Consider the following 25,924-nt stretch of genomic DNA (forward strand, 5'->3'; position numbering starts at 1 on the left):
TAGTGCCACTTACTCAAGCGGCATAGTGGCACCAATTTACTTACTATGATTTTATTGTTTTGTCCAACTCATCATATTTCTCAGTTCAGATCCAACCTTTTCAATTTCATGTTCTGCTTCTTTGTTCTTCGTAGCATTGAAGAATGGTCTTCCTACTTGATTTTCAAGCAGCCAGTTTTTCGCAAATGTACCATTTTGAATATCTGTTAAAATGCCCTTCATTGCTTTTTTAGCCTCTTCTGTTACTACCCTTGGTCCTGCTATGTAGTCACCATATTCTGCAGTATCACTTATGGAATATCTCATGAAATTTAATCCACCTTGGTTAATTAAATCAACAATAAGTTTCATTTCATGACAACACTCGAAATAAGCCATTTCTGGTTGATAACCTGCTTCAACTAAAGTTTCAAATCCTGCCTTTATTAATGCAGTTAATCCACCACACAATACAGCCTGTTCACCAAAAAGATCTGTTTCGGTTTCTTCTTTGAATGAAGTTTCAATAACCCCAGCTCTTGCTCCACCTATACCTGCTGCATAGGCTAATGCTATTTCTTTTGCATTTCCTGTAGCATTTTGATGTATTGCTATAAGAGACGGTACTCCTTTTCCTTCTAAATATTGACTTCTAACAGTGTGTCCTGGTCCCTTTGGCGCAACTAAAAATACATCTACATCCTTTGGAGGTAGTATTTGACCAAAATGAATTGAGAATCCATGCGCAAATACTAATGCCTTACCTGGTGTTAAATTAGGTTCTATATCTTCTTTGTAAAGCTTAGCTTGTTTTTCATCATTTACAAGTATCATTATTACATCTGCAGCCTTAACAGCATCTGCAGTAACCATAACCTTAAGTCCAGCTTCTTCAGCCTTGTTCCAAGACTTACTTCCGTTATAGAGCCCCACTATAACGTCTTGTCCGCTTTCTTTTAGGTTAAGTGCATGTGCATGTCCTTGGCTTCCATAACCAATTACTGCAATCTTTTTTCCTTCTAAAACCTCTAAATTACAATCTTGTTGATAATATACTTTTGCCATAATAATAGCCCCCTTGTGATTTTTAAATATTTATTATTTAAGAGATTCTATGCCTCTTTCTAAAGCAATAAAACCACTGCTTACTATTTCCAAAATACCAAAAGGCATTAATACATTTTTTAGCCCCTCCAGCTTATTTTCATCCCCTGTAATTTCTATTGTTAAACTTTCAGGTGTAATGTCTGTTATGGAACCTCTAAAAATATTAACTATATTCAGTATTTCCTGCTTACTTTCTCCTTGTGCTTTAACCTTTATAAACATCATTTGCCTACATATAGAGCTGTTTTCATCCAGAACTGATACCTTGTAAACATCTTCTAGTTTTTTAATTTGTTTTACTATCTGATTTAATATATCATCCTTTTCAACTTTAGCAATTAGCGTTAACCGAGATATGCCTTCTCTTTCAGTAACTCCTGCTGTAACACTTTCTAAGTTATAGCCTCTTCTGCTAAAAAGTTGACACACCCTCATAAGAGCTCCTGGATTGTTATCAACTGTAACTGACAAAACATAAGATTTTATCTCAATCATCTCCTTTCAGAGAAAACAAGCTACTTAAACCAAATCTTGTCAGTAATATTATCATATATTTTTTGCAAGGTCAATCAATTTTCTTAAATAATTAAAAATTGCATGATACCTCCGTCATTTGAATTTATTCCTTCATTTTTTAGCTTATTAAACCTCTGTAAACGTTGCCTTTAAGGCACTTCAGCACCTAGGCTCTTATTAAATATCTTCTGATTAATAAATATTCATTTATAATTAATTTAGAATTATTTATTTCTATATTCTGAAAATCACAAGAAATTTTAAATTATTTTTGTTTTCCATTCAATTTTCTGTTGACATATGGTGAAAATACCTTTAGAATCTATAATTAAAATATCAAAATTCATGAAAAATTTGCTATTCTGCAAACATGTCGAATATATGAAAATAAATTTATATTTTGTAAGGGGGCTTTTCTATGAATGAATGTTTAGCATTTTATCAAGGGGACTTTGTAAAGGAAAATAACGTAAATATAAGCGTTAGGTCTAAGGCTTTTAACTATGGACTTGCTTGTTTTGAAGGAATACGAGCTTATTGGCATGAAGATAGCAATCAACTTTATGCATTTAAATTAAAAGAACACTATACTAGATTTCTTCAATCCTGCAAGGTTTTAAATATCAAATTACCTTATAGTGTAGAAGAACTTTGTGATATTACAATTGAACTTTTAAAGAAAAACAATTTTAAATCTACGACCTACATAAGGCCTATCGCTTTTAAGGGATCTGAGCATATAGGACCTACTCTTAAGGATAACGATGATCGTATAGTTATATACTGTCAACCGCTAGGAAGTTACACTGGAAAGGATCGTCTTAGAGTTGCTGTAACATCTTGGACAAGACTAAACGATAATATGCTTCCTCCAAGAGTTAAGGCCACTGCATCTTACTTAAATTCTGCATTGGCTTCATTGGAGGTTACTAGCAGAGGATATGACGAAGCTATATTTTTAACTGCAACTGGTCATGTTTGCGAAGGGCCAGGAGAAAATATATTTATGGTTAGAAAAGGCAAACTAATTACACCTCCTCCTTCAGATAACATATTAGAGGGTATAACTAGAGAACTTGTTATGCAAATTGCAAGAGAAGATCTAGGTATAGAGGTAGTTGAAAGAAGCATATCAAGAACAGAGCTTTATGCTGCTGATGAATTGTTTTTCAGTGGTACCGCTATGGAAGTTACCCCAATTATTGAGGCAGATGATAGAATTGTTGGTAACGGCGAACCTGGCGAAATATGCAAAAGAATTAAAGAAGCATTTTCAAATTTAACCGTAGGCAAGATTGAAAAATACAAAGACTCTTGTACTTCTGTTTACTAGCATAAAAGCATAAAAGTGCCACCCACGTGACAAGTGGCAAGTTGAAATTAGTTTTCAAGTAAGTTCCTGGGTACAGATTGCAGAGCACAGAGTAAAAGGTAGCTCCCCCTACCATTCTCTATACTATGCGCTGTACCCTACTTATAAAGTAGCAGCTAAGCGCGAAATTCAAAAATGTCGCATTACTTAGCTGCTATATATTTTTATTTTGAATATTTTTACCAGTTTATTTCCAACCCCACGCCAACTTCTTTCACAGGTAAAGCTTTATGTATCTCTGCTTTAACGGTAAATGAAGTACAATGACAAGGATATAATTCTTTTATGTTGTTCTGTTTTAGATACTCAATAGTTTTATTAACCTGCTTAGTTACTTCAAATAAATGAAATCCTCCTATAACTCCTAATACTCTATTATCTTTATACACTTCTTTTGCATATTCTATTATGTTACATATTCCACTATGAGAACATCCTGTAATAATATAAATACCCTTTTCACTCTTATAAACAAGTGCAGTATCATCTCTTACATAGTCGTCGACTAAAGTTTCTCCAATAATTTGTTTACCAATAGGTTTTCTTTCTTCGAAATGATTTATTTGTGGTATTTCTCCTAAAAAAGTTATGTTTTTACTGACCTTAATAGGTTTTTTTGAAAGAATTAGATTACATTTTTCTTTTAGTTCTTCTTCTAATATAGGCGAGCAGATTTTTAAATCACCTGCTGATTTTTCTTTAAATGCATCTGGGTGAGCAATAATAGAAATGATATTATTATTTTGTTCAAAGTAGTATTTTAATCCTCTTGTGTGGTCATCATGTCCATGTGAAATAACGATAGTACTTACACTTCCTAAATCTACACCTAAGGCATCTGAGTTTTTCATAAACAAATCAGAATATCCTACATCCAGTAATAGTCTAATATCTTCATCTTCAATATAATACGAAACAACAGGTTCACCACAATAATATTGGTCAATATATGTATTGTTATCTACTAAAACTTTTAGTTTCACATTTTACCCCCTTCATCTATTAGTTTTTCTGTATATTATACTTATAATTTTTAGTAACCAGCGTTTTTCATTAATTCCAATAAATTTTTGGTTATATTTCTTTTTAAATCACCATATTTTTTATCTGAATATTCATATTGACTATCATATCTTTGTTCCTTTGGATAAAAACAAGATGGTCTGCACTTATTCTCATCAGATTCCCAATCATAACGAGCTTCAATATGTGGATGCAAATAGTGGTCTAAATTCATGAAGATAGAATAATTAATTCTTAATGGATTACACGCTTTTATAATAGCGTCTCCTATATATCTCCTCCATGCGTTATTTACAAACAATCTTTACTTACAATTTAAGAAAAACGTGTATGACTGTAAGCCTTATTTATTATCATACCTTTCAATATAATTTCACATGCCCTAACTAATTTATATAATGCTTCACATACTAATTTAAGCAAAATTAAACCTATAATAGGTGTACTAATAGCACTAATTATCTGTATAAAACCATAAATTTTTACTACTAAAGATTCTCCAGTGGTTCCTGGTAGAGGTAAAAACTCGCCGAACATATTTACTACAACAATAATAAAAAATACTAAAATACATATTATGCTAGTTTGGGTCAATCAGACAAATTGGAATTTGTAGAGTTATTTTATTGCAATAATTTTATCTAAATTTGCTATTCCCATTCTTGTCTGTTTTTCAATTTTATACCCTTTGGAGCGAAGTTCTTTTATTAGTGTTCTCATATAAAAACCATGAGTAATTATGAAACAATCCTTGTTATTGTTTTCTACTAACTCAATAGCTTTTTTTGCTCTAATTAAAGTCTGTCTTCTCGTCTCCGGCTGTCTTCTATTATTAAATAACCATTGAAGCCTTCCAATAAAATTCCAAATCCATAATGGATTTTTTTTCTTTGTATCTTTAAAAGACTTCAATGGCACTTCATTTATCAATGATGTCTTACAAAAATCTGTCTTGCCAAATAACTGATAAGCTGTTTCATAACTTCTTGACAATTCGCTTATATATATCACATCTATACTATTTTCATTAAATATAATTTCTGAAATCGGAACAATATCACTTGTATCATATTTTTTACATGCCAAATCGTATAGTTTAGAATCATATCTTTTTTCCCATTCCATGTTTACTTTTGCATGTCTTATAATAACTATCTTCAATTATAAACTCCCATCACTAAAATATTTTTACACATACATGATAACTTATAATTGTTAACCTTTAAGTCCCTTAAAACCGAACCATTTCTGTTTCTATTTCTTCTTTTTCTAATTCCTCAAAACCAATCTTCATTATCAATGCTGTGATTCCAATTTATAATACTCAACATTAAAATTGGAATTTATCCTAATATTCTTTTATAATATTGGTACACAAATTTCACAATAATGCTTATTTATCATCTGCATTGCATAGCGTTCAATAATAGGTCTTCTATCATCAAATTCATAATTTCTTTTTGATAACTCCGAAAATATCTGCATCCATGCTTTTTGCATAGCATCTACCGTATGATTTATTTTAAATACCCAATACTTTCCACCGATAATTTTTCCAAAATTAATATACTTATTATCAACCTTAAATTCATCAGAAACAACTAAACATGTATCATAACGACAATCTTTAGATTCTATGAATTGAGGGTTATCTTGGACTATTCCTAATATGATTGAACTTTCATTAAATAAGTTTTTTTCTATGGCCCAACTTTTTAATTGTTCCATTATTTGCACATTCTCTGAACCGTAAGGACCTGTTTTTCGTATATAAGCAATTTTATATGATGGTATCATTTCAATATTAATATCCATAACTTACCTTCCTTTTTAATAGAGTACATCGATGCCTGAATTCAGCATATAATGCTTTAAAATGTATTTCAACTTATTTTTTAAAATTACCAAATTACTATTTGTCTACATATTATATGAATAGCCTTTGCTTAGCAGCTATTTACATTGACAACGCTTCATAAATAAAATATTTATATACTTTAACCTCCTGTTATTAGCCTAATGGGCATTATACAGACAATTGAAAGTTGATATTATAATTTTTAGTTTTTATTTAATTGATTATCGAAAATACTAACAATAAGTATCTTTTTAAATCCCCATTTTTATAGATTATGAGGTTATTGCAACAAGTTTAATAACCGAATTTGCTATTCTCTTTTCCTTGCCATCTGGAGTTGTATAAAAACGTTGATCAATACCATATAGTAATAATTTCAAATCATTTTCAGAAGCTATTTTGAACTTATCATTTTCTGTAACTAAATCAGGGCAATAATCCTTAATTGTATCAAAAACAATTTCTTTTTGTTTATCATCAAAGCCCTTTAAAATATCAATTGCCATTGCAATTCTTTTCCTATTTGCTTGCTTTACTTGTGCTGCATTAAACTCATCACTTAATTGAATAAATTCTCTTTCTAAAAATTTCTTTGTTTCTTCTTCTGTTGCTTCTCTATATAAGTCATCTATTCCTTTAAATATTCCAGTTATTGAAGATAGTTTTTTAAAATAAAGTATATCTATATCTTTTATATAAACAGAATCTGCAACTTCATTTATAACTATATCTTTACTATCTTCTGAGTACTTAAACTTATCTCCTAAATAAATTTTTTTTCGACTAAGAAGTTGAGTCTTAGATATTTTTTGAAAATAATAGTAATTCCCATCTTGAACTGAACATAAAAAATCTAGCTTATTGACTTCATCAGATTTTAACATGTCATAAGCCGTGGAAATAAAATTTTCTTTCAAGATATCCAAACAAAAGGTTTGTTGTGAAAAGTTATCAATTCCAAACCATGCATCTTCATCTAGGTTATGATTTGGAGAATATGGAATATGTGGAGACAAATCCTGTGGTAGAGTATATAATGTTTTATCCGAAAGTATCTTTCTATATTTTAACTTATTGTCTTTAATTCTTATTTTTGCTATTACATGGTTCATTTTACTCCTCCTCTATGTCTATATAAGTGAAATCATTAATTCTTCTCAAACTTGCGAAATTTAAGTGCTTTGTGCTTCTTATTTTTCTTTTACTAATTATAAACTGTTTTACATTTTCTCCTGAAACAACATAATAGAAATGGTATCCAAAGCATAAAAATAATGGATTAAAGTACAATGTTTGCGACACAAATGTAAAAACAAATAACATAGCATAAATGAATATCATTGTTTCAACTGTTGAAACACTTAATGCTACAAAAAAATAACCTAAATAGCTTGGTAAAAAAGCATTGTTTGCTTGTTCAACGTCATTTATTTCACATTCAATACTGTCCTTACTTAAATAGGTTTTAAGAAGTAAACTAATCCACGTAAGAATTACAGGTATAGTTATAAAAACTACATAAGAAACCCATATCGGAAATTTATCCAAACATCGAATATAATATCTTTCTCTTATGAAAAAAGTTACTAAAATAGGTGATGTAGCGTTAAATGTTAATAATGCCCTATAGAGAAACTCAATCAATCTAAACACCTACCTTTTAAAAAATGAGTAATTTTATGATATATGGATTAATTTTTTCAACTTCCCATTATAGACATAATCTCCCCTACTTTTTATCAACCCCAGTTTTGCTTGACAGAACTACATTTAGCATACATATTTTAAATATCATTTTATTAAGATATTACTCTACTTAAACCATTCTATTTCAAATTATACCATATTAACCCTTAATATAGAAAAATATACCTCACTTACTAATTCGATAGTAATTAAAACAATATTGATAAACTCAAAAAAACATCAATATCTAATTATTCTTAGATATCAATGTTTCTTTCATGTATTTCATATAACTACTTGAAAGCTTGTAAAGGCTCATATAGATTGGGGAATTTTTGCTTTATAAAATCAAAAACACCTCTCTGGTTTTCCCTCTTAAATAAAGCACTCCGAGCAAAACATAGTTCACTCCATAATTTGCTCCATGCTTACATCCACAATATAAGTTTAAATCCCAACCAAAGGAAATTTAAATAACATTCCTAAGAACAGATTTTTAGTATTAGAAATACCGAAAAAACTATTATTCCTGCTATACCAGAAGCTCTTAAGAGAAAAATCCTCGAGTCATCAACATGTAACTCCTGCATGTGAAATGTAGTTCTAATAATATTTGCTACTTTCAAAGGCTTAACCGCTAAAATTAAAAATAAAATGATAAGTGTAAAGCATATAATCTCTGTAAAAAACATAAATAATCCCCCAATTAAAATTTAATTCTTTCCCAATAATATACAATTTAGTCTTTATCAATATATTCTATTCTAACCTTACAAATCCTTTTTTAGAATCCATCTACCGTATTTCTCATGTAGATAAAATCCACTCTGTATTGTTATATTTATGGCGCATTTTAAAACAGCCACTGAGAAGAAGAGTCCTAGTTTGCTAGTTCCTTTACTACTTTTTCTTAATGGCTGTTTATATTGTCACAAATAAAATAGATGATATGTCTTAAGATCTATAAATATTGCCTTATTTCAAAGTGAGCCGGATAATTTTATCATCGTCTATACGAGGATTGCCTCTGCCATCCCTATTACTTGTTGTCAAATAAATTGATCCATCTTTCCCCTGAATAACCTCACGCAAACGTCCATGCTCATTCATGAACAATGATTCTACATTGCTGACTACTGTTCCATTTCTATTCAAAGAGATAGCAAGTAGTTGCTGCCCGCGTAAACAAGCAACCAGTAATTTTCCTTGCCATGGTCCTTGATCTACGAAGGTAATACCAGAGGGTGCCCATGTAACTTCTCCGCTTTGTATCAATGGCTTTTGTGTTACAACTTGAGTGGAAGTTTCATCTCCTTGAACGAGAGGCCAGCCATAATTGGCTCCCGATTTTATTATGTTTATCTCATCATGTGCTGTCTGTCCATGCTCTGATGCATACAAGACATTTCTTGAATTCCACGCTAAACCTTGTGGATTTCGATGACCTAAGCTATAAACAGGTGAATTAAGAATTGGATTATCCTTAGGAATGCTGCCATCTAATTCTATTCGCAGTATTTTTCCCGCTGTACTTCTAGAGTCTTGTGCTAATGCGGGATTCCCTGAATCTCCCGTTGTTATATACAATTTCTTATCTGGACCTATCTTTAGTCTTCCTCCATTGTGAATTCGTCCCCCGGGGATTTTATCCAGAAGAACCCTATCGATGGATGCCCTGTTATTGCTTTCAACTAATCTAACAACACGGTTATAGATTGGGTTACCCTCTGCATATGAATGCATAACATACATATAACGGTTTTGTGAATAATTTGGATCTAGTGCAATACCCATCAAGCCTCCTTCTCCCTCACTTATAAAGGGTGCTCTAAGAGTGATAAGCGGCTGCAAAAGAAGTTTACCATTTTCAATAATTCTAATTGCTCCAGACCGCTCAGTAAAATATAGTTTGCCTTCATTGCTTATATCTATAGCCCAGGGTACATATAAGTTATCAGCGATAACTTCAATTTCGTAAGGAAATTGTCTTGATGCGTTAATCTTCGATTTGACATTGGTTATATTGCGAGCACGAAACATAATATTGGACAAAGCATTATAAATTGTATTTTTCATACTGTTATCCTCCAAACTTAATCTAATTACCATTTTATTCGTTTGCGAAGTTAACCGTACCATTTTAATAAATAAATTCTTATGAGAGGTTTAAAGAAAAGATAACTGCTCACCTCTGGATTGATTTAGTTTCTCTTTCATAGGTTTCGTATAACTGCTTGAAAGCTTGTATTTATCCTTTAACTCATTAACAGTAGTATATAACTTATTTTTATATTCCTTTGCCGCACCGCCTGTCTTGTATAAAATTTTTAAAGGCTCATATAAATTTGGAAATTCTTCTTTTATAAAATCAAAGAATACCTGTCTGGTATTACCTCTTAAATAGAGCACTCCAGGCAAAACATAATCTGCTCCACAATCTGCTCCATGCTCATACAGAGAATTAATATTATCGTATCCATCGGTGATGTACGGAATAATCGGCATAAAATGAAGCCCTGTAGAAGCATTTGTTTTTCTAAACTCCTTTAGCATTGCAAATCTTTTTATCGAATCCACTCCATTTGGCTCAATAAGCTTACGGATACTTTCATCCATACAAGTAATGGTAGCTGCTACATTTACATAGGTAATTCTCGCGAGCTTCTCAATTAAATCATAGTCTCGCAAAATTAAATCAGACTTTGTTGATATAATACAAGGCGTTTTATATTTAATCATCAGCTTTAATATTTCAGGCATAAGCTTATACTGAGCCTCTATCAGCTGGTAGCTGTCAGTAACACCGCCGATATTTACAACCTCCCTCTTCCAAGAAGGACTTTTAAGCTGCTGCTCTAACTGTTCAATAATATTTGTTTTAACATATATATCATCAAAATACTGTTCTGAATTTAAATATTGATGAGAATACATTGCATAGCAATATTTACAGCCATGCTCACATCCACGATATATGTTCAAATCCCAAGCAAAGGGAATTTTACGATTCAATTTATTGCAGGCTACAGTACATGTAATTTCCTTATAATTTGCCACTTTTTCACCCCCGTGGGTAACAAATCTTCATTTTGAGAGTATACTTTTTATATTTACTTGCAGTTCACTTGATGTCAGCTGAATAATCAACTCCTCAATTGCTGATATGCTTGCCACAACACAACTTATATACATTATCACAGTTGTATGAATATGAGGAATCACTATTGGAAATATGTATAAAACTATACCAGTGATTTTATTGCTATAAGAGTGAAGCATTGCAAAAGTTTTATATTTCTTGAAGACTATAATCATTGATACTAATCTAATAATACCAATTAAAATAATCCAAATGATGATTTCAATCTTGAGATTAATAATTGGATAAAACATAACTAATAAAACTCCTGCCATTATCATGTCTGCCATGGTATCAAGCTTTTCTCCAAGTTTGCTTGATGTCCCTGTCTTTCTGGCAATAAATCCATCCATAATGTCACTAAGTCCACAAATAATATATATTGCGTAAAAAGCTAGGCTTAATGGCTTAACAAAAATCATACTCAAAGAAAAAATCATCCTGCTAACCGATATACAATTTGGTACTATTCTCATCTCACCACCTCAAATATTAACAATCTTTATTCTACAGTTAATTACAATAGATAACTAATTTATTTTTTTCCATAAGTACAGGAAAAATTTTTCAAGATCTAATTTTTCACCTATATAGTTTGCTCCCACCATATAAAATTTTGTAATGACTATATATAAATAAAATACTTAGTAGATCTAAAGCATAATGAATATAATCCTTAACTCCTCCTTATCAGCAATCAATTAATCAACGGTATTTCTACACATATTTTACGATTATGTCGTGAATTTTATTTTTTTACTTTCCAGTAAACAAACTGTAAAAATGAAATTAAAATTGTAAAAAAACCTATAATACTAACGAGAGTATCATATTTGTAATAATTATATGTTAATGCCTGTTGCATAGACGCACCCCATAAAAACAGCGGTATTAACAATGATATAATATTCATTAGTATATACTTTGTCTTTCTTACATAAAAACTATATACTATCAAAGCTAAAAATAGTAGGCATGATATTGATACACTATCGTTAAAAGACATCTCAACAGGTATCCCGCTTGTAACTATCATCTTATATGCCCATAATATTAGTACGAGGATGCTTACTGCAAAACCAATAATAATATCCTTTATTTTACTCATTTTTACATAAACACTCCCATCTTTATTGTATCATTAATTGTTTTAGCGATAAGCAAAAATAGTTTACTTCTACACATATTATACAATTGTAACTTTATAAATATATTCTATAATAACCTTCCAAATCCTTTTAAAAAGCATCTCACATATTTCTTTCATTGATTTGATAACTGCTTGACAAACTATCTCATATTTCACATTATGGAATTCCCACAAAATATATGGTATAATTTTCTAATACAATTCAATATAGTTGAATGTGGGCTACTTGATATCACCCATCCCTGTTGAAGGGAGGTGATAAAATGAGTAATGACGTTTTAATGTTATTATTTGAAGGTGGATTATTCTTGATTTCACTATTGACGTTAATAGTGTTACTTATAGAAAAAATCTCAAAAAAATAGTAGCCCCCATCTCGCAATTGGTTAGCTACTATTTTAATTAAACAATTAATAGTGATATCAGTTGCCTAAGCAACTAGAATTGTATGTTATAGGGTGTTACCAGCACCCTATTTTATTTTGCTCATTTATACTTATATTATATCAAATATTTTAGAAAATTAAACCTATTTTATATAAGACTTTTAAATTCCACTATAGTTCCTTATTACTTAAGCAAAATTATAAACTAGTTGCAATTAGCAATTATTTGCCACTTGTCACGTGGGTGGCACTTTAAAATTTCACCGTAACTGTAGTAGAAGATTTAATTTTGCTGCCATCTACATTATAAACTCTAAATGATACAACTCCATTATCCCCTGCTACTACTTTGATACCATCTGCTAAGCCATTATAAGTATTTGCAAATTTCCCTGTTGCTGTGATTGTAAACTGTCCAATAATGGAATCAGTTCCTTTATCATACTTTCCGTTTGAGTTTTTATCAATATATAAAACATTATATTTAGCTTCTGCTACGTTATTTATATCTAGTCTAATTGGTTTAGATGCTGAGCTAGTAAGTGTAACCCCCTTAATAATTGGATCCTTACCTACTGACTCAGTCGCCTGTAATGCTGATGCATAATTATATACTTTAGAATAAGTAGGCTTAGTAATTATGTTAAAATCTACTGATTTAATCGGATTTTCTTCTTTAACTGTTAATGTCAATTTAACTTTATTAATATATCCATTTAATGTTCCAGTATATGTGAATGTTCCTAGTTTACTTGTGTCTACCTCTGATTTATCCCATATTACCCCAACATTACGTATTGTACTTCCATCACTCATTTTCGCTGTAACTTTTTCTGGAAGTGTATAATTATCACCTAAATTCACGGTGTCACTTAGTGGTGTAACAGGATTTATATTTAATGTGAAATTTATTTTACCATTATAACCGTCTATTGTTCCTGTATAAGTAAATGTTCCTTCTCTATTCGTACTTACTTTTGATGGGTTCCACTTTACCTCTACAGGCTTTGTGCTTCCATCACTCATAGTAGCCATTACTGTCTTTGGTAATGCATAAACATCATTTACGTTTATTGTTGCACTTACTACTGCACTTACAGATATGATTGGGTTTACTATTAATGTTAATTTAACCTTGCTGGAATATCCCATAACTGTTCCATTATAAGTAGATGCTCCTGCTTTATTGGTAACTGCTTTTGATGGATTCCAGGTTACTTTTAAGTCTCTTGTAGTTCCATCACCCATCATTGCTAATACTGTAGTTGGGAATGTATAGTTGTCATGTAGATTTATCCTTTCATTTATCTCATCTATTGAATCTATTCCAATTACTCTTAATGTAGCTTTAACTTTACTATTATATCCATCAACCGTTCCACTAAAAGTAAATTCGCCCGCTTTACTTGTATTTGGTCTTGATGTATTCCATTTTACACTTACAGATCTAATACTTCCATCACTCATTGTGGCATTTAATGTGGTTGGAAGCGTATAGCTGTCATTTATATATACTTTGTCATTTATGTCTTCTATCGAGGATATTGGACTTACTATTAACGTTAATTTAACCTTACTGCTGTATCCAACCACTGTTCCATTATAAGTATATGTGCCTACTTTATTTATAACTGGTTTTGACGGACTCCAACTTACCTTTACATCCCTCGTACTCTCATCACCCATCGTTGCTATTAACGTAGTTGGTAATATAAAACTATCATTTATATTTATTGTTTTATTTATATTTTCTATCGAGGTTACTCCTATTACTGTTAATGTTAACTTGACTTTAGTACTATATCCTGCAACCGCTCCATTATAAGTAGTTGTACCTACCTTATTTACAGTTGCCTTTGATGAACTCCAAGTTACCTTTACTTCCTTTGTGCTCCCATCACCCATTGTTGCTATTACTGTCTTTGGCATTGTATAGCTGTCATTTATGTATATTTTTTCGCTTATATCAGCTATTGAAACTATAGGTATCACTATCAATGTTAATTTAGCCTTATTACTATAGCCTGAAACCGTTCCACTGTAAACATGTACTCCACACTCTTTTGTAACTGCTGTTGATTTATTCCAAGTTACTTTTACTTCCTTGGTACTTCCATCACCCATTGTTGCCGCTACTGTTTTAGGCAATATATAACTGTCATTTATGTATATTGTTTCACTTATATCAGCTATTGATTCTATAGGAACCACTGTTAATGTTAATCTAACTTTACTGCTATATCCAGAAACTGTTCCATCATAATTATATGTATCTGCTCTATTGGTAGTTACCCGTGTTGATTTCCAGCTTACTTTTACATCCTTAGTGCTTCCATCACTCATTGTTGCCTTTACTGTTCTTGGTAATGTATACTTGTCATTTATATAAACCGTTTCATTTATATCATCTATTGATGTTATTGTTATTCCTGAACTTGCTAGTACTCTATTAACATTTAAAAACCTACTTTTATGTGGATTAAATGTAAAAGGAAGGTTAAAAATTATCATAGATGCTATTATTAAAGTTAAAATTACCTTTTCAGTTTTTTTAATTCTCATCTTTAATCTCCTTTATTGTTATTTCATTATATTATATTATAATTCTACATTTTACTCTATTATCCTCCTTTGTTTTCCCATAACATTTAATAACTTCTAGTCATAAAATTCTTCTTATGGTTAAATGTCGTTATAAAATAAGTTTACATTATATTTATTTAAAATTTTAAGGGCGATTAAATATTTAAAAGTATAGCTTTTTAAATATTCAATCACCCTAATACATGTATTTTTATTTTTTTAATAATAAATATATAAAATATGGTGCACCAATTAACGCAACCGTAATACCCGCTGGAATTCCATTAGGTTGAATTACATTGTGCCCAATTATATCTGCAAATAATAGGAGCCATCCCCCTATTAAAATAGCAATTGGAATAAATAATTGATTTCTTGGTCCCACCAAAGCCTTTGCAATGTGTGGAGCCATTAATCCAACAAATGAAATTGCTCCTGTTACAGAAACTGCTGAGGCTGCTAGTGCTACAGCTGCTGTTAAAAGCTTAATACGCTCTTTTTCAACTGATACGCCTACTCCTATAGCTACAGACTCACTAATTTGAAGTAAATTTAAATGATTTGCTTTATATAATACAAAGGGGATTAAAATAACTAACCACGGAATAACTGCCCAAACAAATGGCCAATCAGTACCCCAAATATTTCCCGATAACCATTTCGCTATAAATTCTACTTTTATGCGATCTGCCGATGAAATAAGTACAATCATAAGTCCTGAAAGGGCCATTGAAAATCCAACTCCAACAAGAACTAGCTTTATAGTTTGCACACCTTCATACTTGTTATATGAAAATAAATAAATAATACCAGCTGTAATAAGAGCCCCTGAAAAAGCAACTACAGGTAATAAATAAGTAAATGCTCCCGTATTCACTGGAAAAAATAGAAAGAAAATAGCAATTGCAACACCTGCTCCATTATTTATTCCTATAATACCGGGATCAGCTAAATCATTTCGAGTAATTCCCTGTAAAATAGCACCAGATAATGCAAGCGCCATACCGGAAAGTAGCGTAATTATAATTCTAGGCAGGCGAATTGAGAATAAGACAAACTCATCTTTAAAATCACCTTTACCCAAGATAGTAGGAATAAGCCTATTATAGGACAAGGAAGATTCTCCTATGCCCATTCCAACAACAATAGTAACTGCAATTAATACTAATAATAAACAAAATGCTAATCGTTGTTTCCTTATTAAAGCTTGTTCAATCATGAGAACATCTTCCCTCCTCTGCGTACAATAAATAAGAAAAATGGTATTCCTACCACTGACATTATAGCTGCTATAGGCGTTTCATATGGAGCATTAATTGTACGAGCAAGTGTATCTGCAAGCAGCATTAAAGTAGCTCCTAAAACCATGGACATTGGTATAATAAATTTATAATCCGTTCCAACAATAGCACGAACCATATGCGGAATCATCAGTCCCACAAATGCCATATTTCCAACAAGTGCAACAGAAGCACCTGCAAGTAAAGTAATCACTATAAAAAGTATTATTTTTATTCTTCTTATATTTTGTCCAAGTCCAATTGCAACTTCTTCACTTAAACTAATGATTGTAAGTTGCTTTGAAAGATACATGGCAGTTAAAAGCCCTATCAAAATAAAAGGAATAACTATCTTAAGCTGACTCCATGAAGTTCCAACTATTCCACCTGCAGTCCACATAGATACTTCTTTTGATACTTTAAAGTAAATCCCAATACCTTCTGATACTGCATATAAAAAAGCCGAAACTGCAGTACCTGCTAGTACAATTCTAAAAGAGGAAAATCCACCTTTTTTTGCAGAACTAATTCCAAACACAAGAATAACTCCAGCAGCTGCTCCAATAAAACAAACGGCTATAATTATAAAGTAATTAGCTGAGGAAAAAAAGGCTATTGTAATAGCAAGTGCTGCGTTTGCACCTGCTGTTAGTCCAAGAAGTCCTGGATCAGCTAGCGGATTCTTAGTCATACCCTGCATAACTGCACCTGCAACAGCCAAAGCTGCTCCCACAAAAATTGCTGCAATTTCCCTAGGTAATCTAATTTCACGTACAATAGAAATTTTGCTGCCTGCTTCATTGGAAGTGAGTGCAAGCCATACATCTTTAATTGAGATATCTGCTGCTCCAAAAACCATAGCAATAGCAAACATTAAAGTAAGAGCAACTATTCCTAATAGCAATTTAAGTCCAAATGGAATGAAACGTTTGTTTTCTCTCATCTTCAATTCCGTACCTTTCTTATTTATTAAATGAAGGAAGAGGAACTCTTTGAATAAGAATTCCTCCCCTAGTGTTATTTGTCAAGTAAGCTTTTCTTAAATAAATCTAATTGGTATTCCAGTGTAATAGGATCATTAAATGAAGCTCCATTTCCATTTATCTCAATCACATGGTTATTTTTTACCGCAGGAATATTTTTGTATGTATTTGTTTCCTCAAAGGAGTTATCTGCGTTTTGATATTTACTAAATATTATATAATCTCCCGCATATTCAGGAAGAACCTCTGCTGATAATGCATAGTAACCTTCTTTTAGTGCCATTTCCTTTACTTTATCTGGCATCTTTAATTTCATTTCCTGATAAAGTATTTCTGTGCCCCTAGCCCAATTATCACCAAATACATAAAGCTGTTTTTCATAACTTTCTATAACAGAAACAGTTACATTTTCACCAAGCTTTGCTTTAATTTCTTCCCCAGCTTTTTGTGAACGAGTTTTAAAATCATTAATCCACTCCTGTGCTTCTTTTTCTTTATTAATTAACTTACCAACTTCTAAAATCTGTCCTAAATAATCTACTTTTCCATATGTGTATGTAACTGTTGGAGCAATTTTACCTAATTTATCAATGTTTTTATTGGTTGATGCAGCAATAATAAGATCCGGTTTTAACTCAATAATTTTTTCTAAGTTTTCATCAGATACTTCTACAGCATCTTTAACATACTGTTCGTATCTAGGATTAGCTTTAGACCATGTATCTACACCAACAATATTTCCATCCAAGGCCATAACACTACCAGATACAAATGCATTTAAAACAACAATACGTTCTGGTTCAGCTGGAACTTCAATTGGTCCATTTTCAGATTGATATGTAATTGTTTTTGATTTATTCTGTTCTGCATTTGAAGAGTTGTCCTTCTTTGCTGATTGATTACTACAAGCACTAATAATTAGCACAAACACTAGTATAAATGGAATTAGTATCTTTTTCATTTTTATATTCTCCTTTTAATAAATTGTAAGTAGTACATATTGGTTTGTTTGTTCTAGGATCTCTGCCAATTTCAGCATCAATCTGAAACACTTCTTTAAGCACTTTCTTATTAATAATTTCTTCTGAGTTTCCAGCTTTTACGATTTTTCCATCTCTTAAAGCAATAATATAGTCTGCAAAGCGCGCCGCATGATTTAGATCATGAAGAACCATAACAATTGTACGTTCTTGTTCTACATTTAATTTTTGTAGAAGTTCTAATACCTCTAATTGATGAGCCATATCTAAATAAGTTGTAGGTTCATCAAGAAATATAATTTCAGTTTCTTGGGCTAAAGCCATTGCAATCCACACACGCTGACTTTGTCCTCCTGATAATGCATCTATGCTGCGAAACTTAAAATCTTTTGTTCCAGTAACCTCTAGTGCCCAATCAATTACTTCATGATCTCTCTTAGTTAATTGCCCAAAACCTTTTTGATAAGGAAAGCGGCCATAGGATACCAATTCGCCAACTGTAAGCCCTGTTGTTCCTTCTGGTGTTTGTGGAAGAATAGCAATTTTTTTAGCTAAAGCTTTCGTATCTTCCCTTAAAATATTTTTCCCATCTAAAATAACTGAACCAGATTTATGAGAAATGATACGAGTAATTGCTTTTAGTAGTGTAGACTTCCCACATCCATTTGCCCCAATGATAGTAGTAATTTTTTTATCCGGAATTTCTACACTGAGATCTTTCACAATTAAACGCTCACCGTATCCAATATTTATATTATCTGTATATAGGCGAACCATAACTTTCCTCCATCTTTTTATTGATAATGATAATCTTTATCATTTACTAAAGTTAGTATAATTGTATTTACTATAAATGTCAATAGATTTTATTAATTTATTACTAGCTAAATATTTCATTCTATATAAACTCAAAAAGAAACTGCCATCTCTGACAGTTTCCTGTAACAATTATGATTTAAATGATTCATTTTCACATTTTATTTTTATTTATAATGCTTAATATATTTTTATTATTAATTATAACCCTTGGAATCTTAATTTGATTTTTTGATATCCCTTTATTTAATAATGATTCCTTTATTAAATTGAAAGTATTTGGTGCTAAAAGTATTACTTTTACCCTGCCTAACTTCTTGTTATTTCTAGCTCTATCATAGGCCAAATTTGAATTTCTAATTTCCCTGTCTAATGTTTCTTCTAATAATTCAGCTTTATAATTATATATATTATTTTTTAACTCAAAATAAAAAATGTATCTTCCAGGTGTAATTGAATTATCAGGTATTGTTGTATAATCTACTAAGTTTAAATTTAACTGTTTTACTGTGTTTCTTATGGCATTAGTCAGATGCTCTTCATTAGTCTTCTCAGACACCATATTAAGTACTTGATTCTTCCTATATAAAAATTCAACTTCTGGACAATTATTATAAAATCCAACCACCTTAATAACATCACCAATTCTATATCTATAAAGTCCTGCATAATTAGTGATAACTATTTCATACTTTTTTCCTACTTTTAGTTCGTCTAAGCAAAAAGTATATTGACTTCCTTCAGTTCCTTCTTCAATAGGGATAAATTCATAAAAAGCAGTATCAGGAATAATTACATATCTTATCTTATTTACATAAGGATTAATTCCAATCATAGCTTCAGTAGCAGCATAGGCTGGAGAATAAATAGGCAATGAATCGGTATAATAATTTATTTTATCATCATATATAGAAAAGTTTGCTCCAGTTACTGTAGCAATATATAACAAACTAGGCCATATTCTTCTGGCTATCCCCTTAAATCCTTTTTTAAATTCATATTCTAATTTGTCAGCTCTGCTAGCATTAGGAGTAAGAAGTTTATTTAAATTCTTTCTAGTACTTCCATCAATATTTAAATTGTTATTTATACGTCCTCTTCTTATATCTCTTACTAAATCTTGATTTTTACTCTCTAAAACTCTAAATAAATCTAATATATTTGAAACAAAAACTCCACTTATATATAAAAGTCTAGCTTCTGCTAATCCAAATAATAGATGAAGATAAAGAGCAGCTTCCTTATCTTTTATTTTCATAACTTCTATTGGGGAAGTATATAAGTATGGGAGAATATGCCTTATACCATTCATTCCTCCAGAAGTAGCCGCACATATTGGCATTCCTCCTTTAGTATAAGTTGTCATAACTATATCAGCTATCATTAGTCCCTTTCCATAATTCCAGTTTTCTTTAAAATTATCGTAACTAAATTTATTGGTAAGAAGGGCCATATACTTTGAAGCAATCTTTCTACTTTTTTTAGTAGAAGGAATTAATTTTTGTTTTCCTGTTGTTCCAGATGTATGTCCAAAGTATTCCACATCTTCACTTGTCAAAATATTCTTTTCTCCATTTGCCATTCTTTCTATATAATTTTCATGATCGCTATACTCTGATAATGGAACTTGTTTCTTAAAATCTTCTATAGACTTAATATCCCCAAAGTTAAGCTTAGTTCCAATTTCACTTTTAGAATTTCCCCTCAATATTTTAAATAATACCTGTGAGTTTACTACTCTGCAATTCTGAGTTTCTCTATCAAACTTCCTTTTAACTATTGCTCCACCCTCTATGGCAATTTTATAAAGCACTTTGCTTATTATACTCGTAATCGCACACTCCCTGAATATTTCTCTGTAATTAATATATGAATAAAGCTGGAATTTTGATAATAATTAGTTGTAAAAATATATAGCATATAAACTCATTAACATCAGTGCACAAGTAATCTATTTACTTATCCTAAGGGAATTTAGTATTTAAGTAGAAAATAGCATGCTTGTAATATTGATACTCGTATTTTAGAATAATAATATGCCTAGAAAATATATAATTAAAGCGAGGTAAGAGAATGAAAGTATTACTTATCAATGGAAGTCCAAAAGCTCGAGGCTGTACTTATACTGCATTAACTGAAGTAGTAACAGCTTTAGAAAAGGAAGGTATTGAAACAGAAATTTTTCATGTAGGAACAAAACCTATTCGCGGTTGTATGGCCTGTGGCGGGTGTTCTACTAATAATGATATGTGTGTATTTAGCGATGATACTGTGAATATTGCTTTAGAAAAAGCAAAGGAAGCTGACGGTTTTATTTTTGGCTCTCCTGTACACTATGCAAGTGCATCTGGTCAAATAACATCCTTTCTAGATAGATTTTTCTACGCTGGAAATGGCTTTCAATATAAACCTGGTGCTGCAATTGTAAGTTGTAGACGCGGTGGTTCAACAGCAGCTTTCGAACAGTTAAATAAATACTTTACTATTTCAAATATGCCTATTGTATCCTCTCAGTATTGGAATATGGTTCACGGAAATACTCCTGAGGAAGTAAAGCAAGATCTTGAGGGAATGCAGACAATGAGAACACTAGGCAAAAATATGGCTTGGCTTTTAAAGTGTATAAATGCGGGTAAAGAATCTGGAGTTACGCTTCCAGAAAAAGAACAACGAGCTGTTACTAATTTTATACGTTAATACTAAGGGAAAGCTATTACTTAGCATATAGCTTAATAGTTTGTAGTTTAAAAAGTCTACGTTATCCATGTTACAGTTCCTTGTAACAAGAATAACGTAGGCTACTACTCTTTATACCTTATTTTTCATATTAACAGGACATCTTTTAATGCAAGCTCCTTTTCTTCCAAAGGTTTGAAATTTCTCACAAGAGTAGTTCTATCTAGCCTGATAATACGAGCTAAGTCGCTGACACTTACAGGTTCTAGTTCATTTATATATTTAAGCAATTTAATTACTTTCTTCGCATAAATTATATTTAATATCATATCCAAAATAGTCATTTTTACTTGCCCAGTCACACATCATATCAAGAATAGGAAGAACATCCTTACCTCGTCTTGTTATTTTATATTCAACCCTTACAGGTACATCTGGATATACAGTTCTTTGTATAAGCTTACAATCCTCAAGCTCCCTTAGTTGTTTTGTCAAAATTCTATGTGTTATATCTGGTATAAGATGTTGAAGCTTACTAAATCTAACTGTTTCATACTCTCCAAGATGCCAAAGTATTAATGGCTTCCACTTGCCACCTATTACGCTAATGGCTACCTCTATTTCACATATAGCTTTCTTAGACTTTATATCTTTTTCCATATTAAACTCCTCCACCTCCTATAGTTATCGGTATCATCAATGTTACTATCTATCATAAAAGTGCATTCTTGTTAAAAATCATAGGAATATTATACTATAAGTGATGATATCAATAAACATACTAATTATGGAGGGTGGTATACTCATGAATTTTAATTATCATATTCCAACAAAGCTTTTATTTGGCGCTGGAAAGTTGAACGAGCTTTCTCTGGAAGTTTTACCTGGTAAAAAGGCTTTAATTGTAATTTCTTCAGGTAAGTCAGTAAAAGAAAATGGATACCTAGATAGACTTATAAATATACTTAAGGGCAATGAAATAGACTATGTTCTATTTGATAAAATACTTCCAAATCCTATCAAATCTCATATTATGGAAGGCGCACTGCTTGCAAAAGCAGAAGGCTGTGATTTTGTAATTGGATTAGGTGGGGGCAGCAGTATTGATTCTTCAAAAAGTATTGCTGTTATGGCTAATAATCCTGGTGATTACTGGGATTATGTAGTTGATGGTACTGGAAAAGGCTTACCAGTTCAAAATCGTCCTCTCCCTATAGTAGCTATTACTACAACCGCAGGTACTGGTACTGAAGTAGACCCTTGGACTGTTATAACTAATGAAGACACAAATGAAAAAATTGGATTTGGCAATGAATATACTTTTCCAGTATTATCAGTAGTGGATCCAGAACTAATGTTAACTGTACCCGAAAAACTAACTGCTTATCAAGGATTTGATGCTCTTTTCCATTCAACAGAAGGATACATCGCTAATGTAGCAACACCAATAAGTGATGCATATGCCCTTAAAAGCATTGAATTAATATCTAAATATCTGCCTATTTGCGTAAAAGATGGAAATAACTTAGAAGCTCGTACATACGTAGCTTTAGCTAATACTCTTTCAGGTTTTGTAGAATCTACATCCCGCTGTACTTCAGAGCACTCTATGGAGCATGCTCTTAGCGCACACTATCCTAAGCTTCCACATGGCGCAGGACTTATAATGCTTTCTGAATCATACTATACATTCTTTGCTTCTAAAGTTCCTGAAAGATTTACTGCTATGGCAAAGGCTATGGGAGTTGATGCAGACTTACTTCCAGAGGAAGACCGTGCTATCTCCTTTGTAAATGCCCTAGTTAAGCTTCAGGAAGTTTGTGGTGTTAGAAATATAAAAATGTCTGACTATGGAATAAAAAAAGAGGACATCCCTAAGCTTGCTGAAAATGCTCGCAGCGCTATGGCAGGACTTTTTGCAATGGATCGTTATTCTCTATCTTTAGACGAAACCATGGAAATAATGTATAATGCCTATAAATAAATCCATATTAAATATTTATTAGGGTAAGAATATTCTTACCCTAATTTTTAAATCTATTTAAGCATTTCTAGTTGATCTACTAAATATGTAATTGCTTCATCCTTAGTTTGCGGTTCATCATGCCCCCAAACATAAGTATCAAAATGGATTTTTCTCATTAGTGCAATAAAAGACTCCAGCTTATCTTTATCATAATTACCATTGTTATTATAAAAATCTTCGCAATTTGCATCACCTACAAACAACGTTTTTTCTTCTGGTACGCAAATTAAAACGGAGTCTTCTGAATGAGGTGCTTCAACTTGGATTAATTCACAATGAATTCCGCCTAAATCAATTTTTAAACTTCCGTTAAATTCTATATCCGCAGGGATTACTTTTATTTCTTGCCTGTTTGAATACTCTACTTTGATACACCTATCACACATTTCAATGTCTTCCCCTGCTTCAAGTCTGTTTTTCATGTCCTCATCAGACCACTGCCATGTTGCAACTTCTTTCAATTTATCATTTGTAGTCTTCCCTGCAATTGTCTTGCCTTCTACTGAATGCATTCCAAATGTATGATCCCAGTGCCAGTGAGTAATCACTGTATAATCTGGCAACTTCAAATCTAAATTATTTAATTCAGAATAAAATTTTTCTACATGCTTAGATGAATTACCTGCATCTATAGCTAATGAATATTTATCTCCTTTAATATACCCAAGAACTGGTCTGTCATTTTCTTCTTCGTTAGGTAAATAATAAATTCTATCGGATATTTTCTTTAGTTTCATATTTTTTACTCCTTTAAAATTATTCCTGGTTTTTATATTCCTGTGATAATATTGTATCAAATTTGTCTATTGTCATTTGAATGCTATTTATGAGCTTACTTACATGATATCCATCAGCCGCTGCATGTGATATTGTTACAGTAAACGGCATTATCCACTTTCCATTTTCTTCATGATACTTTCCATATGTTATGATTGGCATTAATGCTGGTGTACAGCCGCTACTATAGGTTGAATATCCGGTGAAACTCAGCCATGGGACACAAGATATACAATAAAAATTTTCAGGTTGGTTTGGCTTGGCTTTTATGCCTTTACCATTCGAATACCTTTCCATATCATCCTTATAATTATTATAAAACTTATAAAAATCACTGGTATATTCTGACCATATATCTGAGAACGTATGATCATCATTATGAAAAATTGTATAATTAGGATGAACAATATCATATATTATTAATTGATTATTTTCCCCCAACCTCATGCGAAACTCTGGCATTAAATTTACGTTATAAGTAACACAATAGATAAATGAAGGATAAAATTTAAAATTATTCTTTTCTAATATATCTTTAAACAAAGTGACATCAAGATTAGCAGTAATACTATAACCACATTTAATTTGTTCAGTATAGTATTTAAAATGCTCCTTTCTTTCCCACTTTTCAACATCAACCACCTGAAACATAAACTAATTCCTCCTTAATTCTGATACTTCTTTCTCTGTAAGATTACGCCATTTACCGATATCTATATCATCAATTCTTATATTCATAATTCGAATACGTTCTAAACGCACCACTGTGTACCCGAAGACTTTGCTCATTCTTCGAATTTGCTTATTTAACCCTTGGGTTAGAATAATACGAAAAGTATCTTCCCCTATTCTATTTACTTTACAAGCTCTTGTCTTAACTCCCTGAATTTCTACTCCTTCAGACATTCCCTTTGTAAAATAATCATCAAATGGCTTATCAACAGTTACAATATATTCTTTTTCGTGCTCATTTTCTGATTCCAAGATTCTATTTGCCAAATCTCCATCGTTGGTCATTAATATTAGTCCTTGAGATGCTTTGTCTAATCTGCCAACTGGAAAAATATATTCTGGATAATTCATAAAATCAATTATATTACTTTCCACTTCCTTTGATGCAGTGCAGGTAATTCCAACTGGTTTATTTAATGCAATATAAATCTTGTCCTTTAATGGAATAGGCTTATTATCAATGAGAATAACATCTTCTTCTTTCACCCACTGTCCTGGACTACAAAGTTCACCATTTACTGTTATTCTATTTTGCTCAATAAGTCTATTAGTATCCCTTCTTGAACAATAACCCAAATTACTAAGAAGTTTATTTATTCTCATTCAAAATCTTTATCCTTTCTCTTATGTCTGTATAAATTAGTTCATGTATAATCTTTATGACTTTTGTACTCAATCACAACCTTACTCTTATAAATATTATACAACAAGTTTCAAAGTTAATATGTACTAATCTTTAATATTACAATTAACCTCTATTCCAACTTATAATACAAATGTAATTTTAATCAAACTTTTAATTGGAAATAAAAGAGGAATTTATAAAAAAATGTAGAATTATAGACTACAATTAAA

26 protein-coding genes are annotated in these 25,924 nt (G+C 31.4%); 4 read left to right on the forward strand and 22 right to left on the reverse strand.

Annotated elements, in window-relative coordinates:
- Window positions 1-51 precede the first annotated feature (51 nt).
- Together ilvC and ilvN are read right to left on the reverse strand one after the other, a co-directional pair.
- Window positions 52-1,044 carry a ketol-acid reductoisomerase gene (ilvC, locus tag JOC70_RS15550; protein ID WP_204599819.1) on the reverse strand — a complete coding sequence of 331 codons (993 nt, stop codon included), beginning with the start codon at window positions 1,042-1,044 and terminating at the stop codon, window positions 52-54.
- Between the two features lie 33 nt (window positions 1,045-1,077).
- Complete coding sequence (gene ilvN / locus JOC70_RS15555; RefSeq protein WP_207755333.1) at window positions 1,078-1,581, reverse strand: acetolactate synthase small subunit; 504 nt, start codon at window positions 1,579-1,581, stop codon at window positions 1,078-1,080.
- Window positions 1,582-2,020: 439 nt separating this feature from the next.
- Here ilvN and JOC70_RS15560 point away from each other — a divergent pair, with 439 nt between their 5' ends.
- Window positions 2,021-2,935 (forward strand): branched-chain amino acid transaminase, encoded by a 915-nt coding sequence (locus tag JOC70_RS15560; protein WP_204599820.1) that lies wholly within the window; start codon window positions 2,021-2,023, stop codon window positions 2,933-2,935.
- Between the two features lie 218 nt (window positions 2,936-3,153).
- Here the strand turns inward: JOC70_RS15560 and JOC70_RS15565 are convergent, their stop codons facing one another.
- From JOC70_RS15565 to JOC70_RS15610, 10 genes are all read right to left on the reverse strand, one after another.
- A complete protein-coding gene (locus JOC70_RS15565; RefSeq protein ID WP_204599821.1) occupies window positions 3,154-3,957 on the reverse strand; it encodes an MBL fold metallo-hydrolase in 804 nt (267 codons plus the stop codon).
- Between the two features lie 658 nt (window positions 3,958-4,615).
- Window positions 4,616-5,158, reverse strand: coding sequence for a phosphoglycerate mutase family protein (locus JOC70_RS15570; protein WP_204599822.1), 543 nt, complete (start codon window positions 5,156-5,158; stop codon window positions 4,616-4,618).
- Between the two features lie 198 nt (window positions 5,159-5,356).
- Entirely contained in the window at window positions 5,357-5,812 is a 456-nt protein-coding gene (locus JOC70_RS15575; RefSeq protein WP_204599823.1) for an AraC family transcriptional regulator, read from the reverse strand.
- Window positions 5,813-6,127: 315 nt separating this feature from the next.
- Window positions 6,128-6,967 carry a hypothetical protein gene (locus tag JOC70_RS15580; RefSeq protein ID WP_204599824.1) on the reverse strand — a complete coding sequence of 280 codons (840 nt, stop codon included), beginning with the start codon at window positions 6,965-6,967 and terminating at the stop codon, window positions 6,128-6,130.
- 1 nt (window position 6,968) lies between these two features.
- Window positions 6,969-7,499, reverse strand: coding sequence for a hypothetical protein (locus tag JOC70_RS15585; RefSeq protein ID WP_204599825.1), 531 nt, complete (start codon window positions 7,497-7,499; stop codon window positions 6,969-6,971).
- Window positions 7,500-8,023: 524 nt separating this feature from the next.
- Window positions 8,024-8,233: a hypothetical protein gene (locus tag JOC70_RS15590; RefSeq protein WP_204599826.1), complete on the reverse strand. Its 210-nt coding sequence runs from the start codon at window positions 8,231-8,233 to the stop codon at window positions 8,024-8,026.
- Window positions 8,234-8,516: 283 nt separating this feature from the next.
- Entirely contained in the window at window positions 8,517-9,680 is a 1,164-nt protein-coding gene (locus JOC70_RS15595) for a PQQ-dependent sugar dehydrogenase (protein ID WP_341534915.1), read from the reverse strand.
- Window positions 9,681-9,707: 27 nt separating this feature from the next.
- The gene (locus JOC70_RS15600) at window positions 9,708-10,598 is read right to left on the reverse strand and encodes a radical SAM protein (RefSeq protein WP_204599828.1); all 891 of its coding nucleotides are present in this window, start codon (window positions 10,596-10,598) and stop codon (window positions 9,708-9,710) included.
- A gap of 27 nt (window positions 10,599-10,625) precedes the next feature.
- Complete coding sequence (locus tag JOC70_RS15605) at window positions 10,626-11,156, reverse strand: CDP-alcohol phosphatidyltransferase family protein (RefSeq protein WP_204599829.1); 531 nt, start codon at window positions 11,154-11,156, stop codon at window positions 10,626-10,628.
- Between the two features lie 272 nt (window positions 11,157-11,428).
- The gene (locus tag JOC70_RS15610; RefSeq protein WP_204599830.1) at window positions 11,429-11,788 is read right to left on the reverse strand and encodes a hypothetical protein; all 360 of its coding nucleotides are present in this window, start codon (window positions 11,786-11,788) and stop codon (window positions 11,429-11,431) included.
- 305 nt (window positions 11,789-12,093) lie between these two features.
- On the opposite strand from JOC70_RS15610, the gene JOC70_RS15615 reads away from it, so the two are divergent.
- The gene (locus tag JOC70_RS15615) at window positions 12,094-12,195 is read left to right on the forward strand and encodes a putative holin-like toxin (RefSeq protein WP_035311500.1); all 102 of its coding nucleotides are present in this window, start codon (window positions 12,094-12,096) and stop codon (window positions 12,193-12,195) included.
- 273 nt (window positions 12,196-12,468) lie between these two features.
- Here the strand turns inward: JOC70_RS15615 and JOC70_RS15620 are convergent, their stop codons facing one another.
- The 6 genes from JOC70_RS15620 to JOC70_RS15645 all read right to left on the reverse strand — a co-directional run bounded on the left by JOC70_RS15620 (window position 12,469) and on the right by JOC70_RS15645 (window position 20,680).
- Window positions 12,469-14,778, reverse strand: a complete 2,310-nt coding sequence (locus tag JOC70_RS15620; protein ID WP_204599831.1) for an Ig-like domain-containing protein — start codon at window positions 14,776-14,778, stop codon at window positions 12,469-12,471.
- A 232-nt stretch (window positions 14,779-15,010) separates the two neighbouring features.
- A complete protein-coding gene (locus tag JOC70_RS15625; RefSeq protein ID WP_204599832.1) occupies window positions 15,011-16,018 on the reverse strand; it encodes a FecCD family ABC transporter permease in 1,008 nt (335 codons plus the stop codon).
- Window positions 16,015-17,022 carry a FecCD family ABC transporter permease gene (locus JOC70_RS15630; RefSeq protein ID WP_204599833.1) on the reverse strand — a complete coding sequence of 336 codons (1,008 nt, stop codon included), beginning with the start codon at window positions 17,020-17,022 and terminating at the stop codon, window positions 16,015-16,017. Before JOC70_RS15630 ends, JOC70_RS15625 begins: the two co-directional genes overlap by 4 nt.
- 74 nt (window positions 17,023-17,096) lie before the next feature.
- Window positions 17,097-18,023 carry an iron-hydroxamate ABC transporter substrate-binding protein gene (locus tag JOC70_RS15635; protein WP_204599834.1) on the reverse strand — a complete coding sequence of 309 codons (927 nt, stop codon included), beginning with the start codon at window positions 18,021-18,023 and terminating at the stop codon, window positions 17,097-17,099.
- Window positions 17,974-18,819 carry an ABC transporter ATP-binding protein gene (locus JOC70_RS15640; RefSeq protein WP_204599835.1) on the reverse strand — a complete coding sequence of 282 codons (846 nt, stop codon included), beginning with the start codon at window positions 18,817-18,819 and terminating at the stop codon, window positions 17,974-17,976. The genes JOC70_RS15635 and JOC70_RS15640 overlap by 50 nt, the downstream gene beginning before the upstream one ends.
- A gap of 193 nt (window positions 18,820-19,012) precedes the next feature.
- Complete coding sequence (locus JOC70_RS15645) at window positions 19,013-20,680, reverse strand: GH3 family acyl-acid amido synthetase (RefSeq protein ID WP_204599939.1); 1,668 nt, start codon at window positions 20,678-20,680, stop codon at window positions 19,013-19,015.
- Window positions 20,681-20,931: 251 nt separating this feature from the next.
- Here JOC70_RS15645 and JOC70_RS15650 point away from each other — a divergent pair, with 251 nt between their 5' ends.
- Window positions 20,932-21,555, forward strand: coding sequence for a flavodoxin family protein (locus tag JOC70_RS15650; RefSeq protein WP_204599836.1), 624 nt, complete (start codon window positions 20,932-20,934; stop codon window positions 21,553-21,555).
- Between the two features lie 270 nt (window positions 21,556-21,825).
- Here JOC70_RS15650 and JOC70_RS15655 read toward each other — a convergent pair whose 3' ends face one another.
- On the reverse strand, window positions 21,826-22,194 hold the full coding sequence (locus JOC70_RS15655) for a winged helix-turn-helix transcriptional regulator (RefSeq protein WP_204599837.1): 369 nt from the start codon (window positions 22,192-22,194) through the stop codon (window positions 21,826-21,828).
- Between the two features lie 145 nt (window positions 22,195-22,339).
- On the opposite strand from JOC70_RS15655, the gene JOC70_RS15660 reads away from it, so the two are divergent.
- Window positions 22,340-23,518 (forward strand): iron-containing alcohol dehydrogenase, encoded by a 1,179-nt coding sequence (locus tag JOC70_RS15660; protein ID WP_204599838.1) that lies wholly within the window; start codon window positions 22,340-22,342, stop codon window positions 23,516-23,518.
- 53 nt (window positions 23,519-23,571) lie between these two features.
- Here the strand turns inward: JOC70_RS15660 and JOC70_RS15665 are convergent, their stop codons facing one another.
- From JOC70_RS15665 to JOC70_RS15675, 3 genes are read right to left on the reverse strand one after another with little or no spacing between them, the layout of a single operon-like run.
- Window positions 23,572-24,297: an MBL fold metallo-hydrolase gene (locus JOC70_RS15665; RefSeq protein WP_204599839.1), complete on the reverse strand. Its 726-nt coding sequence runs from the start codon at window positions 24,295-24,297 to the stop codon at window positions 23,572-23,574.
- Window positions 24,298-24,316: 19 nt separating this feature from the next.
- Window positions 24,317-24,988 (reverse strand): chloramphenicol acetyltransferase, encoded by a 672-nt coding sequence (locus tag JOC70_RS15670; RefSeq protein WP_204599840.1) that lies wholly within the window; start codon window positions 24,986-24,988, stop codon window positions 24,317-24,319.
- Window positions 24,989-24,991: 3 nt separating this feature from the next.
- Window positions 24,992-25,672 (reverse strand): pseudouridine synthase, encoded by a 681-nt coding sequence (locus tag JOC70_RS15675; RefSeq protein WP_204599841.1) that lies wholly within the window; start codon window positions 25,670-25,672, stop codon window positions 24,992-24,994.
- Window positions 25,673-25,924 lie beyond the last annotated feature (252 nt).

The sequence above is a fragment of the Clostridium pascui genome (genome assembly GCF_016908015.1).
Lineage (GTDB): Bacteria > Bacillota > Clostridia > Clostridiales > Clostridiaceae > Clostridium_AK > Clostridium_AK pascui.

Excerpts from the sequence above, each read along its gene's own strand:
- JOC70_RS15560 (WP_204599820.1), top strand. The coding sequence starts at position 2,021 with ATGAATGAATGTTTAGCATTTTATCAAGGGGACTTTGTAAAGGAAAAT.
- JOC70_RS15640 (WP_204599835.1), bottom strand. The coding sequence starts at position 18,819 with ATGGTTCGCCTATATACAGATAATATAAATATTGGATACGGTGAGCGT.
- JOC70_RS15650 (WP_204599836.1), top strand. The coding sequence starts at position 20,932 with ATGAAAGTATTACTTATCAATGGAAGTCCAAAAGCTCGAGGCTGTACT.
- ilvN (WP_207755333.1), bottom strand. The coding sequence starts at position 1,581 with ATGATTGAGATAAAATCTTATGTTTTGTCAGTTACAGTTGATAACAAT.
- JOC70_RS15655 (WP_204599837.1), bottom strand. The coding sequence starts at position 22,194 with ATGGAAAAAGATATAAAGTCTAAGAAAGCTATATGTGAAATAGAGGTA.
- JOC70_RS15630 (WP_204599833.1), bottom strand. The coding sequence starts at position 17,022 with ATGAGAGAAAACAAACGTTTCATTCCATTTGGACTTAAATTGCTATTA.
- JOC70_RS15625 (WP_204599832.1), bottom strand. The coding sequence starts at position 16,018 with ATGATTGAACAAGCTTTAATAAGGAAACAACGATTAGCATTTTGTTTA.
- JOC70_RS15575 (WP_204599823.1), bottom strand. The coding sequence starts at position 5,812 with ATGGATATTAATATTGAAATGATACCATCATATAAAATTGCTTATATA.
- JOC70_RS15670 (WP_204599840.1), bottom strand. The coding sequence starts at position 24,988 with ATGTTTCAGGTGGTTGATGTTGAAAAGTGGGAAAGAAAGGAGCATTTT.
- JOC70_RS15675 (WP_204599841.1), bottom strand. The coding sequence starts at position 25,672 with ATGAGAATAAATAAACTTCTTAGTAATTTGGGTTATTGTTCAAGAAGG.
- JOC70_RS15620 (WP_204599831.1), bottom strand. The coding sequence starts at position 14,778 with ATGAGAATTAAAAAAACTGAAAAGGTAATTTTAACTTTAATAATAGCA.
- JOC70_RS15610 (WP_204599830.1), bottom strand. The coding sequence starts at position 11,788 with ATGAGTAAAATAAAGGATATTATTATTGGTTTTGCAGTAAGCATCCTC.
- JOC70_RS15590 (WP_204599826.1), bottom strand. The coding sequence starts at position 8,233 with ATGTTTTTTACAGAGATTATATGCTTTACACTTATCATTTTATTTTTA.
- JOC70_RS15595 (WP_341534915.1), bottom strand. The coding sequence starts at position 9,680 with ATGGTACGGTTAACTTCGCAAACGAATAAAATGGTAATTAGATTAAGT.
- JOC70_RS15615 (WP_035311500.1), top strand. The coding sequence starts at position 12,094 with ATGAGTAATGACGTTTTAATGTTATTATTTGAAGGTGGATTATTCTTG.
- JOC70_RS15635 (WP_204599834.1), bottom strand. The coding sequence starts at position 18,023 with ATGAAAAAGATACTAATTCCATTTATACTAGTGTTTGTGCTAATTATT.
- ilvC (WP_204599819.1), bottom strand. The coding sequence starts at position 1,044 with ATGGCAAAAGTATATTATCAACAAGATTGTAATTTAGAGGTTTTAGAA.
- JOC70_RS15660 (WP_204599838.1), top strand. The coding sequence starts at position 22,340 with ATGAATTTTAATTATCATATTCCAACAAAGCTTTTATTTGGCGCTGGA.
- JOC70_RS15580 (WP_204599824.1), bottom strand. The coding sequence starts at position 6,967 with ATGAACCATGTAATAGCAAAAATAAGAATTAAAGACAATAAGTTAAAA.
- JOC70_RS15605 (WP_204599829.1), bottom strand. The coding sequence starts at position 11,156 with ATGAGAATAGTACCAAATTGTATATCGGTTAGCAGGATGATTTTTTCT.
- JOC70_RS15665 (WP_204599839.1), bottom strand. The coding sequence starts at position 24,297 with ATGAAACTAAAGAAAATATCCGATAGAATTTATTATTTACCTAACGAA.